Origin of the sequence: Sphingobacterium zeae (assembly GCF_030818895.1) — a bacterium.
Lineage (GTDB): Bacteria > Bacteroidota > Bacteroidia > Sphingobacteriales > Sphingobacteriaceae > Sphingobacterium > Sphingobacterium zeae.
Window position 1 is genome coordinate 4,744,173 of sequence record NZ_JAUTBA010000001.1, and the last position, 15,381, is coordinate 4,759,553.

The following is a 15,381-nucleotide window of genomic DNA, read 5'->3' on the forward strand; positions in this document are numbered from 1 at the left end:
TAAATTTTAATACAAAAGTATCAAAAAAATAATTAAAATAGTGTCAATAGTCCTGGGTAGTATAGTCATTATACTGCTTGCATTGGCATTGTCCCTGCAGTTGAAGCCCGTACAAAACTATCTTGCACAAAAAGCTGTAGACTATTTATCAAAGGAACTCAATACCAAAATAAGTCTCAAGAACATCTATTTCAAGCCCTTCAAATCTATTGTAGTAGAAGATTTTCAACTCTATAGTCCGCAAGGAGAAAAAATAGTACATTCAGGCAAGCTAGAAGCTAATGTCAACCTTTCTGAGTTCATCGAGTCGAACAAGATTGTAATCAATAAATTAACCATTGAAGACACTGAAGCTTCATTTGAACAATTTCGGGACAGCAGTAATATTTCATTTTTAATTCGGTATTTCACCCCACCAAAAAAAGAAAAAAAGAAAAGTTCAAAAAAACTCATCTTTGCGATCAAAGAAGTTATTATCAAAAACAATGCATTCAACTACATTGACCACAAACGTAAGCATTACAATAAAGTGGTTGATTTTGGAGATTTAGGAATATCCAAATTAAACGCTCATCTCGATAATATTAAAATGGATTCCAATCAATTTTCAGCAGATATTAAGACATTTAATCTGCATGAAAAGAAAGGGTTGGTTATTAAAGGTCTTCTTGCACGCACGACGATAAGCAATACAGCTATTGAACTCAGTGAACTGATGTTGGCAACCAACCGTTCGACATTCAAGAATTATATCAAACTTAGTTATAAAAGCTTTGATGACTTTTCTGACTTCATCAATAAGGTTCACATACAACTTCGAGCACGGGATTCCCGGATTCATTCGGAAGACATTGCTTTCTTCTCCTCCCCCATGCACCAAGTCAAATTTGATGTCCATATTAAAAAAGCAAATTTGGAAGGTACAGTGTCGGCAATCAACGCCAGTCAGGTCGATTTAACAATCGGTAAGAAAACAAACTTAGCAGGTGATCTACAAATTATTGGGCTACCTGACATCGATAAAACAGATTTCATCATTCCACAGATAGCAATTTCGTCCGAACATAAAGACTTAAATCGGGTTATTGCCGATTTAGGAAATCTAAAAAACTTTAAACTCCCTGAAATTGTTCAGCTTTTCAATAAATTTTCTTTCAAAGGAAGTCTAAATGGCCTATACAATAAATTTAAGACCGAGGGAGTATTCACAACTGCAATCGGTAATGTTGAAGCCGACGCCTTATTGAATATCCAGAAGGAAATAAAATACGCGGGCAATTTTCAATCTAAAAAGTTCGATATAGGAACGATTACAAAAATAAAAGATTTAGGAACAACAGGGTTCAATCTACAAATAGACGGAACAGGCACCGAACCAAAAAAGCTCGCATTAAAAATAAAAGGAAATCTGACAAACTTCAACTTCAAAAATTACAGTTACCAAAGTGTTCAGATTGAAGGAAATACAGCCAAACAACTGTTCCTTGGCTCCGGAAAAATATCCGATCCAAATTTAAAATTACAGTTTACAACAGATATTGACTGGTCCGCCACACCCAATTATCATCTAGATGCTGATATTCAGCAAGCTAATCTAAAAAAAATCAACTTCTTTCAAGGAGATTCCATCAACATTACGAACACAAAATTCCATACCAACTTAATTGGGGATAATATTAATAACATTACCGGTGAGTTTATATCAGACAGTTTAAGCTTCACCTCGTCGAAGGGGCAATTTGTTATACGAAACATCAATTTTCTAGCAGAAGGAGATGAAAATGCTCGATCGTTAACCTTGCAGTCCGCTATCGGGCATATCGACCTCAAAGGAAGAATAGACCTTAATACGATAGTTCCTTATTTTAAAGCTTTAGCGATGCGCTATGCCCCAGCTATCGGTTTTGAGAAGGACAAGTTTACCCGTCAAGACTTTGACCTCAATATTAATATTACTTATTTTAAGCCTATCGCAACGTTCTTTAAAAAAGATATCGCGCTGGACAGCGGTGCAACATTGAACGCCAAATTTGAAAGTGAAAAACAAACGGCTAATTTTAATTTTTACGCGCCTGAGTTGAAGTACAATGGTATTCGACTCACTCACCTGATTATCGATCAAAATGCCAATTTGAAAAATATGGAACTGCAGACCTCCATTGATCGAATTAACTTTACCGACAGTACTTATATTAAAAACGTCAATATTTCAAACACGCTGGCAAACGATAGTTTACAATTCAACATCAAAATGTCGGAACTAGAGGCAAGTAACAGCCTAGATTTGAATGGAGTCATCCGTTTCGCTCATGCCAAACCTGCCTATATCAATTTCTATCCCTCGAATATTTTGATCAATAGAGAGAGCTGGATAGTCAATAATGATGCACAGCTGAAAATATCGAAAGGAAAATGGTACTTTGAAAAACTAACGCTAAGTCATGATAACCAAAAGGTCCACATTGACGGTATACTTTCCAATGAAGAAAGTGATCAGATCAATCTCAAATTTCAGGACTTTAACCTCACCTCCTTAAATGGTATAACCAAGCCTTACGGCATCAATCTCTCCGGAAATATGAACGGAAATATTGAAGTTAACGCTGTGTTTAAATCTCCCTTTGTGGTAGCCAATATAAAGACTTCTCCTATCCTCTATAACAATATTCCCATCGGTTCACTGGCGCTTAGTGCTAATTACGACCCCGAAAATCAACACGTAAAACTAGATAGCAAGATCGAAGAAGGTAATAAATTGATTCAGCTACAAGGTTCTTATAATCACTTAAATGAAAATAATAAGCTTAATCTTAAAGCCAAACTCGCAAATACAGATGTATTTATTTTCCAGCCATTTTTACGAAGCTTAGTATCCAATATTCAGGGAAAAGTGAACGCAGATCTTACGATTGAAGGTGACATTCTAAATCCCAAAATTACAGGCGACGGCAAATTAGAAAATGCTTCGATGGTTATCAATTATCTAAAAACCCCCTATCGGCTTTCTGATAAAATTGAGCTTACCAACAATCGAATCTTTCTAAAAGGATTAAAAGTATATGATCCAAAAAACAATATAGCGACCATTGATGGGGTTGTCGACCTCAACAAATTAAGTGACCCTGATATCGATATCACTGCAGAAGCCAAGAATTTTTTAGTATTAAATACCACAATTAAAGACAACGACATCTATTACGGAACGGCTTACGCCTCAGGGAATTTCAAGTTTAAGGGACTTACCTCAGCAATGAATATCAACATCCGTGCTAAATCCGAAGAAAATACTGTTATCAATATCCCTTTCAACAACGCGAGCACCATATCAGATACCGACTTTATTTACTTTATCGAGAAAGACTCTACAAAAATCAAGAAAACCACACAAAAAAGAGATTTCAACGGTCTGACCATGAATATGGATCTCCTAATCAACCCCAATGCAGAGATCAATTTATTCTCCAGTATGGGCGAATTATCGGGACGTGGAAATAGCAATCTTAATATGCGAATATCCTCTTTGGGCGATTTTGAAATGTTTGGGGATTTTATCATCAACAGTGGAAAATTTAATTTCACAGCCCAAGATTATATCAATAAAATCTTTGATCTCAAAGAAGGTGGAACAGTGCGATGGGCTGGAAATCCCACAGAAGCCAATATCAATATCAACGCCATCTATCAACAAAGAACGAGCTTAGCACCGCTTTATAATGCAGCCGGACGTGAAGAAAATCCCGAACGCATATTGGCACAGGCCGACATGATCTTAAAAGGTCAATTAAGTCAGCCTGAGATCACCTTCGACATCAATTTCCCACAGAACCCCGGCGTTAAGGATGAGTTGCAAGGTTATTTTTCAGATGCCAACAATGTCAATCAACAAGCACTTAGTCTGATCGTGCGAAGGAGTTTTACCCCTGGTACACAAACTGACTTCGGTAAAGAAGTGAACAATACTTTGTTATCTGCGGGAACTGAGATAGCATTCAACCAAATCAACAACATCATAGCCCAATCGCTTAACATCAACTTCTTTGATATTAATATTAAATCTTTAAATGATGCTTCTGCCTCGCTACGTTTATTTAATGACAGACTTGTCTTGACCGGAGCGATCTCGGATCGCAGAAGTCAAGCCCTTACGGATTTAAATGTTTTTTCAGATCGGGTCTCTACAGATGCCGAAGCGATGTTTTATTTAAGAAAAGATGGGCGTTTAGTCCTCAGGGCCTCAAACAGATTAAACACCCGAAATTTTCTTCTTAGCCCCAACGATGGCGAGTATATAAGCGCTTTCGGATTACTGTATCGACAGGAATTCAACAGCTTCTCCGAGTTCTTAAAAAGGCTATTTCCATTTGGCAAGAAAACGATTACGACAACTCCTGCTGAAACAAATAAAGGCAAGGTCAATTAACCCTTTCCGTCTAATTCTTTGGGTAGTTCAACCGGTCTCTTCAAACGCAAGAAAACCTCTTTCAATTCCGGAATACCTCTTTAAGCTAAGACAGACCTCGTCCATCTCAATCGGACCCTTTTCATCTCCTAATAGCCCAACTCCCATTCCAACGGCATTCTCCCCATTCCATGAATTCATGTCGATTTCAACAGCAGCGCTTTTGTATTTCAGCTCCATATAACTGCCGACTCAGGCGATTTGTGGAAGATCTGAACAACAAAAAAATAGTGTAAAAGCTGCGGCCACGCTGCGATGAAAATAAAAAAAGTCCCTTCAGTAGATTGAAGGGACTTCCTTTTTATTTAAAAATCGCTTAGGATAATTTCTCGAATTCTTTGTATTCGATTTCTTCCGAATTCAATTTAACTAAACCCTTCAAGTGATCAAATACCTTCAAAGCTTTAGCTTCTTCAAACAAACGATTACCTTGTTCGCGGTCTTGCAATAATTGAATTGCAAATTGGTTCAACTGCTCATCAGAAGGCTCTTCATTGATGTTATACATCTTGATTTGCGCATAGATGCGTTCCTTCGCTAAATTGATCACTTCATCATATTTAACTTCAAGACCGTTTTCTGTAACCACACGATTTTCAATGATCGTCCATTTCAAGTTGTTTAAGAAATCGGCAAATCCTTCGTTTAATTCTTCTTCAGAAATACTTGGATTAGTTGCTTTCAACCATCTTTTTAAGAACTCTTCAGGGAAAGCTACATCAACCTTTTCCATACCAAAAGTATACATGTCATTACGTAACTTTTGATCAGAATTTTGTTTGAATAAGTTTTCAACTTCTTCTCTCACTTTTTCTGTGAATTGAGCTTCTTCCGTCACTTCACCTTCAGTGAATAACTTATCGAAAAATTCTTGATTAAGATCAGCTTCCTCTAAACGGTTGATATTCTTAACAGTCAATTCAAATTTAGTTACGTCTAAAGCGGTTGCTTCCTCTTCTATAATACCTAATATCCGTGCTAAATCTTCAGTTTTAAATGCTTTTTTAACGTCAATCTTAACAACATCGTCCTTCTTAAGACCAACCAATGATTTTTTGACCTTAGCATCTTCTACGATATCAGTACGTATAGAAGTTGTTTTCTCTAAACCATCCTCTTTATCTTGCTTCAATGTTGCATACAATACATCACCTTCTTCAGATACTTCTGGATTAGTCATTTTTCCATAGCTACGACGCAAGTTCTTGATACGATCTGCCAATGTTTCTTCATCAGCTTTGATTTCGTAAGAAGTAAATTCAGTCTCAGCAGTGAAAGGCAATTCAAACGCCGGAGCAAGACCAATTTCATATTTAAAGTTGAAATTGTCTTTATAATCCCAGCTATACTGCGCGTCATCTTCCAAAGGAAGAGGCTGACCTAAAACTTCTAATTTATTTTCAGTAATGTAATTGGTGATTTTTTCATTCACTAATTTATTGACCTCATCAAATAAAATAGACTTACCATAAGTACGTCTGATATGTCCAACAGGAACTTGACCTGGACGGAACCCTGGCAATTTTGCTTTTTTAGCTTGCGCTTTAATCTCTTTGTCGACTTGAGGATTATAATCTTCAGGTGCTAATGCGACGTTGACTACCGCATTGATTGCATCTACATTCTCGTGTGAAATATTCATACTCTTTTTAGCTATATCGCATTCATAAAAAAATCCTCCCGAGGTTTTAAGTTCGGGAGGACATCAAGTGCGGAAGAAGGGACTCGAACCCCCACGCCTTGCGGCGCCAGATCCTAAGTCTGGTGCGGCTACCAATTACGCCACTTCCGCATTAGGATTTCTTTTGATGCCACAAAGATAGAAACCAAACGTATATCCTGCAAGTATTTTCTACTCTTTTTTTTATTTTTTTTCAATACTCGCCTAGGCTCTTGCATAATTCATTATTATTCATTTACTTTGAATATCAAAGTACTTTTATGGAACAGAAAGATTTATATAAAGAGCTTGGGCAGATCAGATCATTAATGGAAAAATCGTCCAAATTTGTTTCAATAAGCGGATTATCGGGCGTCCTTATGGGTTGCTATGCGCTCGTGGGAACACTATTAGGATACTATATCATATATCAACCTCAAAGTGACGTGCTATTAGGGGGCAATAATTTGGAAAGATCCCAAGTGCTTTTGATCATTGCGCTGACCATTTTATTCTTATCCTTAGTGACTGGTTTTGTCATGGCGCGTAGAAAGGCGAGAAAAAACAAACAGTCCATTTGGAACATGACAAGCAAATCACTTTTATTTGCAGTTTCAATTCCATTGCTTGCAGGTGGCTTCGTATCAGCGCTGTTTTTTATCCAAGGATACTACCAGCTGGTTGCCGCTATGCTACTCATATTTTATGGACTAGCACTGACCGCAGGGAGTATTTATACATTTGCCGAAGTAAAAGCACTAGGCATAATAGAAATCTGCCTAGGCCTGCTCGTGCTAGCTTTTCCAGATAAAGGATTACTTTTGTGGGGATTGGGATTTGGTGTGTTACACATCATCTATGGTTTTATCGTTTACAAAAAATACGAATCGTGAAATTAGATCTTTCTCTATATGACAAAATATTTGAAAACAGAGTACGACTCCAGATAATGAGTGTTCTCGCGGCAAATGAGGAATACGATTTCAATTCTTTGAAAGAATTGTTGGAGGTAACGGATGGTAACCTTGCCTCCAATCTGAAAACGTTGGAAAAAGAAGAATATATTGTTGTCGAGAAAAGCTTTGTCGAACGAAAGCCAAATACCCGATATAAAAGAACTGCTAAAGGACTAAAAGCATTTGAAAATCACCTTGCTGCACTGGAAAATTTAATAAAACAACAATACAAATAATTTTTTTATCCATTTACTTTGAAAAACAAAGTACTTTTAAAAAAAAGAGAAAAATGAAAGAAATCAGATTAAAACTCATGTTACACCTCTACAATTCGTCCTCCAAAGTGTATGCGAACATCTTCAAATGGAACAAAAAGCCATGGGGAATCTCAAAAGCAGATTTCATGAACTATCCAATTGGAAGCATTGGCCATAACTTAGGGCTTTTCTATAAAAGCAAGGGTTTCGATGTCATGCCCAAATTGGAAAATCACGATGTCTTTCATATCTTGACTGAAACAGGAACAGAAATACAGGATGAAATTGCCATGCAATTCCTTCTACTAGGTAATGGAAAGATCAGCTTATATCTTATTGCGATGCTTTTTATTGGCGGGACTTTATTCCCCGAACATTTCGGTTACTATAAAAGACACTTTCAAAAGGGACGATCGCTCCAAAGCTTTCACCATTTAGAATTTAAAGAAATTCTGCATTGGCAATTAACGGAAATCCAAGTTGCCTTATACAGTAAAAATATTCAAATCAACTTAAACAGCTGAATTATGAACTATGGTCACTTGCCCAGCTTTCCTTAATAAACGATTTTATTGAAAGCACCAAAACAGGGAATAAGATCGGTCGGTATGAATACATAACAACATCATCTTTATAGGGTATTGATCCAAATGTGGCGTAAAAAAAATCAGGCGCCCGAATAGCGCTATCAAAAAGAGATCCTATTTTTATACTACGTCTCACAATTATTGCCAAATTCTGTAACTTGCGAAGAAATTTTTCAGCGGCATAGAGACTTTTAAATAGATGAAAAAACTTACAATACTTACAATAGCAATTATGGCTTGCAACCTAAGCAATGCACAAGAAGGCAAAGACGGAAAAAAAGATAATAAATTGACATCGGAATCGTCGCAACCAATTACTCCCAGCACACTTTGGGATCTTGGACGTGTTTCGGCTGAAGGACTTTCTAAAGATGGTAAAACACTGGTGTATGGGGTTTCAAATTATAACCTGGAAAGTAATTCAAGTGAAAAAAATCTATATACGGTTTCACTCACCAATGGAGCCGTTAGCCAGTTCACCGACCAAAAAGGGGGCGAAACAGTTGTTCAGATCGAGCCTAATGACGACGTCATTTATTTGTTGAAAGGCCAGTTATGGAAGAAGAACCTATCTAAAGGTGAGGCACTACAATTGACAAATGGCGATAGTGCCTTAGAAAATGTTAAATTTTCTCCTGATGGAAAACAAATACTCTTCAGCCAGTCCGTTCTTGTAAAAAAATACCACAGCACGGATAAATACCCCGAATTGCCAAAGTCAGACGTTTATATCTATGACAACTTAGATTTTAGACATTGGGATACCTTCAACGATGGTAAGTTCAGTCATCCTTTTGTAGCGAGTTTTGTTGATGGTAAAGTTGGAGAGCCGGTAGACCTGTTGAAGGACCAGCCCTACTATAGTCCGCAGGCGCCATTTGGTGGCGCTGAAGATTTCACTTGGTCTCCAGATAGCAAGGCCGTGCTGTATGTCTGTAAAAAGAAATTCGGAACAGATTACGCCGTTAGTACCAACACCAATATTTACAGGTATGATATCGCGACTGGAACAACATCCAACTTAACTGAGGGAATGAATGGGTATGATACCTCACCAACATATTCTCCCGATGGAAAGAGCCTAACTTGGCTAAGCATGAAGACCGATGGGTATGAATCAGACAAAAATGACATCATATTATTTGACAAAAATAGTTCCATCCGTCTTAACCTAACAGCGCATTGGGACGGTACAATCAATAGCTTTATTTGGAGCAACGACAATCGAAAAATCTATTTCACCGCTGCGACGAAAGGAACCGTACAATTATTTGAACTTGAAGTCCCTACCAATATCCAAACAAAAGCCTTACCTAAGATCCATCAAATTTCAGCAGGCGACTTTGATATCACGGGCATTGTAGGCCAGGTAACTGATAAATTGATCGTCACCTCCACAAAATTCACCCGCGCAACCGAGATCTTCAGTTTTGACCTAAAAAGCAAATCCTTAACTCCGGTCACCAGAGTCAATGACGCCAAGTATGCAAGGATTAGCGAAAACAAAATTGAGAAACGCATGACCAGGGCATCCGATGGAGCGGATTTGTTTTCATGGGTCATTTATCCACCAAACTTTAATCCCGCAAAAAAATATCCAACTATACTTTATTGTGAAGGTGGCCCTCAGTCTGCCCTCACACAATTTTATTCATTCCGCTGGAACCTACAGTTAATTGCATCGCAAGGTTATATTGTGATCGCGCCAAACCGTAGAGGGATGCCTGGTTGGGGTGTAAAATGGAATGAGGCTATTTCTCAAGACTGGGGCGGTCAGCCTATCCGGGATTACTTAGCAGCCATAGACGATATCTCCAAAGAATCTTACGTGGATACCGCACGTCGTGCGGCCATTGGAGCAAGTTACGGTGGATATTCGGTTTACCAATTAGCGGGCGTACACCAAAACCGTTTCAAGACCTTCATTGCCCACAATGGTTTGTTCGATATGAGAAGTTGGTATGGAACCACAGAAGAACTATTTTTTGCTAACCATGAATTAGGGGGGGGATACTGGGATAGCAAAAATGAAAAATCCTACACAGCATTCAATCCGATTGAAAAAGCAAATAATTGGCACACCCCGATTTTAATCTTTCAAGGTGGAAAAGATTATCGTGTTCCAATCGGACAGGGGCTGGCAGCATTCCAATTGGCTCAGCTCAAAAGGATTAAGAGCCGTCTAGTCTACCTTCCAGATGAAAACCACTGGGTACTGTCTGGACAAAATGCCCAGGTTTGGCAAAACGAATTTTTCATCTGGCTGAAAGAAACCCTTTAGGGGGGAAGGTGAGATCCTCCATCAAGTTTTAATGTTGTTACCGAAAACGCCACGCCATGCGTGGCGTTTTTGTTCCCACTCAATTGGCCTTCTCATTGTCCTAATCGCTATGGCTCAATACCACGTTATTGCTTATCCAGGTGTTTACAGGGGGTTAACAGGGGGTCTACAGCGGTTTACCCCTATTAACCCGGTGTTACTACCTTGTAAAAATGGTGCTAAAACGGTGTTAATAGATAATGTGGTATAACCTTGCTAACTAGAAGGTATTGGTCAGCAAGCATACAATGCAAGGAAGCAAATGTAGGGTATTGAATCGGCCGACGAAATACAATGCCAAAAGTCAACCGCTTGAAAACAAAAAAGCCTGCAATATGCAGGCTTTCGCTATAATATTATTTGTGTTTTCTAAATGCTACTTTTCTCCCTTTTTTCCAAAAATAGAAAGCTTGATATATTTTCCAGGATTCTCTTTAACATCCTTCATCAAATAATCCATTTCTTTTGAAGCATTATTCAGATTATTATATAAAGCTTCATCATTAAGCAATAATCCGATAGAGCCCTTCCCGCTGTTAATCTTCCCAGTAATCTCCTGAAAATCATTAACAGCGGTATTCACTTTGTTCATGGTGTGTTCAAAATCCAATCTGGCCGCTTTGTCTGTGATATTATTTAAATTGGACATAATCGCATTGATCCTCTCTCCATTTTGTGAAAAGTTGGATGTAATTGATTCCATGTTGGCCATGATGCGATTGAGTCTTCCCTTTTCGTTTCCAACTAGACCTTCTACGTCTTTTGTGATTCCTTCCACATTTTTCAATGAGGTAGATATACTATGAATACTGTTTTTAAAGTCGTCCTGAAACTGCTTATCTAAAACATTATTCACAACGGACAGTGTTGAATCCAGTTTAATGGTAATGGTTTCGATCCTCTTTTGAATAGGCTCAACCTTATCCATGATATTCGCTTGCACACCCGAAGCTAAAAAATCGCCATCCTTTGCCAATTCCTTACTGTTGCCCATTTCAAAGACAATCGCTTTACTTCCCAACAAATCTGTACTTGAAATTCTAGCAATTGTATTCTTCGGCACAGCGTAATCGGAGTGAATTTTAAATTCCGTTTTAATTTTACCATCAGGCTGAAGAATCATTTTGGATACACGTCCGATTTGATACCCATTCACTAAAACAGGCTTGGATGGAGTTAATCCATCAACAGTCTCGTAGGTTGTGTAATAGGTGTTATCGCTACTAAAAACATCATTCCCTTTTAGAAAGCTATAACCAATAAATAATAAAACTATTGCAACCGTTGCTAATATGCCGACTTTCGTCTCGTTTGATATTTTCACAAATAATCTATTTAGTAATGATCATTAATTTAAGTTTAAAACAGCACAAAAGCAAATCTGTTTAGCGTTCTACTGAATTTTTATAGATTTTTATAGCAGAAACCAGATTATCAACAATTTCTTGTTGTCCCGCATCAGACAATAAGTAGCTCTCCTCTTCTCTATTACTTATAAATCCAATCTCGGTCAATACCGCTGGCATACCCGCTTCCGATAGTACAGCTAACCCTTTCTCCCAGAAGCCTCTACTGTATCGGCCAGCTTTCACATACTCCCCCTCTATCATTTGCGCAAGACGTATACTTTTTTCACGAAATCGATTTTTCATCAACGAGAAGATGATCGCACTTTCGGGATCTTTGGGATCAAATCCCTGATAATTTTCTTTATAATTGGATTCCAATAATAAGGATGCATTTTCACGAACAGCAGCATCCTGTTGGCCTAGACGATGCGAACCAGAAACCAATGTCTCGGTACCGTGGGCACTAGAACCACTGGAATTACAGTGGATTGATATAAATAAATCTGCTTTATTAGCATTTGCTAAACGTATACGTTTATAAAGCTCTACAAATTCATCAGTCGTCCTCGTGTAGATGATCTTAATACCGGGAATGTCTTTCTGAATCTGCTTTCCTAATTTCAAAGCGACATCTAAAGCGACATTTTTTTCCAAAGATCGCCTTCCCTGTGCACCGGTATCCTTACCACCATGGCCAGCATCAATTACAATTGTCCTTATTTGGTAGTCCGGAGGCTCGGGCTGCCCATTGTTTAATTTGAAAGAATTCAATAAAAAAAATCCCAAAGTAGCCAACATGACGCTACACCATTTTCTAATTCTTAAATCTGATTTCATTGAATAATTATTTGCTCTACTATAAACGAATCAAAATGAGTCAATATTATTTGTTGAATAGATAACGATAATTTAACATATTTTCTATTGCTTTTTTGACTAATTTTGTCTCTCGAAGTTTAACATTATTTCACAAAAATAACATTTGTCTTTAATTTTGAAGTCGTTAATCAACATTTTAACACTATTTATCATTCTTGCGGTGAGCACTGCTAGTCATGCTCAAAGTAGTATTCCATTAAAACAGAACGGACTTCAAAGTAAGAATCCTACTTCGGCGACCAATAAGTTGCAAGATACCAGTAAGACTAAAGCGGGCGACACGACCAAATCTGTCCGGGATACCACCAACAAAAAAGGAAGTGGCCTGCAGGCAGAAGTCAGCATTATTGCTGTGGATTCGCAAAAATCTGAAGTTGCAAAAAACATCAGTCACCTTTATCGTGGTGCAAAGGTTAAATATCAGGATTTTGAACTTTCTGCTGATTATATCCGTCTTGACCGAAACAAGAAAAAGATTTTTGCTTCCGGAATTTACGATAAAACCGGCAAATATGTAGGGCGTCCTATCGTTATTATGGGAAATGGCGAATCACCTAAAACTGTGGATTCACTCTATTATGATTACGAGAAACAGGAAGGAAATACCTATGGTATTATGACCGAGGTGGATGGTGGATATATCCAGGCCAATATTGTTAGAAAGAACATTTACGACGAAATGTCTATCTATAAGGGGCTTTACAGTACTTGTAATTTGCCCTACCCACATACCCATTTTGGTATCCATATTACAAAGGGTATTGTCACTAAAAACCAGATCATTTCAGGACCAGCTTATCTAGTGGTCATGGGCGTACCAATGCCTGTGGCATTTCCCTTCGCTTTCTTTCCAAAACCGGATAAAAGGGCTTCTGGCTTTCTCTTTCCTTCTTTTGGAGAAGATTACACCAGAGGGTTTTCCATGCGTGATATAGGTTGGTATTTGGCCTTCAATGATTATTGGGATAGTGAAATTCGAGGTTCCCTATATTCAAAAGGTTCCTGGGAAGCGTCCATCAATACGCGCTATACCGTCAATTATAAATTTAACGGTGGTTTTAATATCCGTTATGCCAATACCAAAACAGGTACCGAAGGAACACAAGATTATGGTTCTAATAAAGATTTTAATGTGACCTGGAACCATACCCAGCGCCAAGAAGCCAATCCCGGAACGTCTTTCTCCGCCAGTGTAAACTTTGGTACATCATCATTCTATAGAAATACCGGTACAAGTAGTAACCAGACAACCTATCAGAACCTGGCGCAAAACAGAATGGCTTCCTCAATCAGTTACGGGAAAGTATTTGCAGACGGTAAGGTAAACCTGACAGCCAGTTTAACCCATAATCAAAACATGGCGGATAGAAGTATACAAATGAGTTTACCGAATATCAGCTTAAACGTTTCTTCTTTCAATCCATTTGACAGCAAGGACCGTGTCGGTGAACAAAAATGGTATCAGCGTATCAATGTAGGTTATAGTTTTCAGGCACAGAACTCGGTGAGCACTAAGGATACGTTGTTATTTAAACCGGGGGGCTTCAAAAAATTCCAAAATGGTTTCCAACACAACATCCCGATCAGTTTGTCGCTAAACGCGTTTAAATATTTTCAGTTTAACACCAGTGTCAATTATACAGAGCGTTGGTATTTGCAAAGCACCAGACAACGCTTTGATAACACAGCTGCCGGTTATACACAACGTATTGACACCGTACAGGGATTCAATCGTGCTTACGATTACTCCGTATCCACCGGACTTTCGACCAAGATCTATGGTATGTATCCTAAGATCGGTAAAATTCAGGCCATCCGACACGTGGTTACACCGTCGATCAACCTGAACTATAGGCCCGACTTTTCCGATCCAAAATATGGCTTCTATCAGCAGTATAACGACCAATATGGAAATAGAAATGTATACTCCATTTTTAGTCAGGGTGTGTACGGCTCTCCTTCCGCAGGAAAATCAGCAGGAATAGGTTTTTCCATCGACAATAATATCGAAGCTAAAGTCAAAAGTAAATCGGATACCACGGATGGTGGGTTTAAGAAAATCCCTATTCTTCAGGGTCTGACCTTCAGTGGAAATTACAACTTCGTTGCCGATTCGCTTAAATTGTCCCCTATTACTTTTTCTGGCCGTACCGCTTTTTTCGACCAAAAGATGAATGTCAACTTCAACGGTACTTTTGACCCCTATTCAGTGAATGAAAATGGTGTTCGAGTCAATCGATATGCGATAAAGGATGGTAGCCTTGCGCGTCTGACAAATTTCGGTCTTTCTTTTGACTATAGCCTGAATCCCAAAGCTGCAAAATCACGTAATAATAACATCGATTCGTTAAGAAAAGAAATGTCCGGCGCAGGTATGACTCCCGAACAGGCACAGGCCTTAGCTCGAATCAGCTCAGATCCAAATGCATTCGTAGATTTTAATATTCCGTGGAACCTTGCGGCATCGTTCAGTTTCAATACGTCCAAATCATTCAACTCGAGCACGCGAAGAATGGAGAGCCAAATTACAAGTACGTTAAACTTGCATGGTGACTTTAGCGTTACGCCAAAATGGAAAGTTACTTTTCAATCGGGATACGATTTTAAACAAAAGGAAGTGGTCATGACCTCTTTCAATATCTATCGAGATCTGCATTGCTGGGATATGTCGTTCGGCTGGATGCCTTTTGGGCGATACCGAAGTTATAATGTGACGATCCGGGCTAAGGCCTCGATCTTACAAGATCTTAAGCTTACAAAAAGAGCAAGTTCAGGAGGCAGTTATTTTTAAAATAGCTGCTTTTTTTTGAAAATATCGAATCCTATTCACCAGAAAAAACTTTCTCACTTTCTTAGCTGTGATGCTTTCGATATCATGAAGGCCGTATTTTATTCCCTAGCTTTTACCTTTGCG

Annotated in this window: 10 protein-coding genes and 1 tRNA gene; 6 read left to right on the forward strand and 5 right to left on the reverse strand. The window is 38.4% G+C overall.

The genetic code is table 11. The features are described from left to right. The first annotated feature begins 40 nt into the window (after positions 1 to 40). Complete coding sequence (locus QE382_RS19890; RefSeq protein ID WP_307187455.1) at positions 41 to 4,420, forward strand: translocation/assembly module TamB domain-containing protein; 4,380 nt, start codon at positions 41 to 43, stop codon at positions 4,418 to 4,420. Between the two features lie 27 nt (positions 4,421 to 4,447). Here QE382_RS19890 and QE382_RS19895 read toward each other — a convergent pair whose 3' ends face one another. From QE382_RS19895 to QE382_RS19905, 3 genes are all read right to left on the reverse strand, one after another. Next, complete coding sequence (locus tag QE382_RS19895) at positions 4,448 to 4,639, reverse strand: hypothetical protein (RefSeq protein ID WP_307187456.1); 192 nt, start codon at positions 4,637 to 4,639, stop codon at positions 4,448 to 4,450. Positions 4,640 to 4,775: 136 nt separating this feature from the next. After that, on the reverse strand, positions 4,776 to 6,101 hold the full coding sequence (locus QE382_RS19900) for a trigger factor (protein ID WP_307187457.1): 1,326 nt from the start codon (positions 6,099 to 6,101) through the stop codon (positions 4,776 to 4,778). 68 nt (positions 6,102 to 6,169) lie between these two features. After that, positions 6,170 to 6,251, reverse strand: a tRNA-Leu gene (locus QE382_RS19905). 149 nt (positions 6,252 to 6,400) lie between these two features. Here QE382_RS19905 and QE382_RS19910 point away from each other — a divergent pair. From QE382_RS19910 to QE382_RS19925, 4 genes are all read left to right on the forward strand, one after another. Next, on the forward strand, positions 6,401 to 7,012 hold the full coding sequence (locus QE382_RS19910) for a V-type ATP synthase subunit I domain-containing protein (RefSeq protein ID WP_307187458.1): 612 nt from the start codon (positions 6,401 to 6,403) through the stop codon (positions 7,010 to 7,012). Continuing rightward, complete coding sequence (locus QE382_RS19915) at positions 7,009 to 7,311, forward strand: winged helix-turn-helix domain-containing protein (protein ID WP_293886333.1); 303 nt, start codon at positions 7,009 to 7,011, stop codon at positions 7,309 to 7,311. The genes QE382_RS19910 and QE382_RS19915 overlap by 4 nt, the downstream gene beginning before the upstream one ends. Positions 7,312 to 7,364: 53 nt before the next feature. Then, positions 7,365 to 7,856 carry a hypothetical protein gene (locus QE382_RS19920; RefSeq protein WP_307187459.1) on the forward strand — a complete coding sequence of 164 codons (492 nt, stop codon included), beginning with the start codon at positions 7,365 to 7,367 and terminating at the stop codon, positions 7,854 to 7,856. A gap of 262 nt (positions 7,857 to 8,118) precedes the next feature. Continuing rightward, entirely contained in the window at positions 8,119 to 10,200 is a 2,082-nt protein-coding gene (locus tag QE382_RS19925; RefSeq protein ID WP_307187460.1) for a S9 family peptidase, read from the forward strand. A 415-nt stretch (positions 10,201 to 10,615) separates the two neighbouring features. Here the strand turns inward: QE382_RS19925 and QE382_RS19930 are convergent, their stop codons facing one another. Both QE382_RS19930 and QE382_RS19935 read right to left on the reverse strand, forming a co-directional pair. Further along, a complete protein-coding gene (locus QE382_RS19930; RefSeq protein WP_307187461.1) occupies positions 10,616 to 11,563 on the reverse strand; it encodes an MlaD family protein in 948 nt (315 codons plus the stop codon). Positions 11,564 to 11,624: 61 nt separating this feature from the next. Continuing rightward, complete coding sequence (locus QE382_RS19935; RefSeq protein ID WP_307187462.1) at positions 11,625 to 12,425, reverse strand: N-acetylmuramoyl-L-alanine amidase family protein; 801 nt, start codon at positions 12,423 to 12,425, stop codon at positions 11,625 to 11,627. Positions 12,426 to 12,582: 157 nt separating this feature from the next. Here QE382_RS19935 and QE382_RS19940 point away from each other — a divergent pair, with 157 nt between their 5' ends. Next, entirely contained in the window at positions 12,583 to 15,258 is a 2,676-nt protein-coding gene (locus QE382_RS19940) for a putative LPS assembly protein LptD (protein ID WP_307187463.1), read from the forward strand. Positions 15,259 to 15,381: the final 123 nt, after the last annotated feature.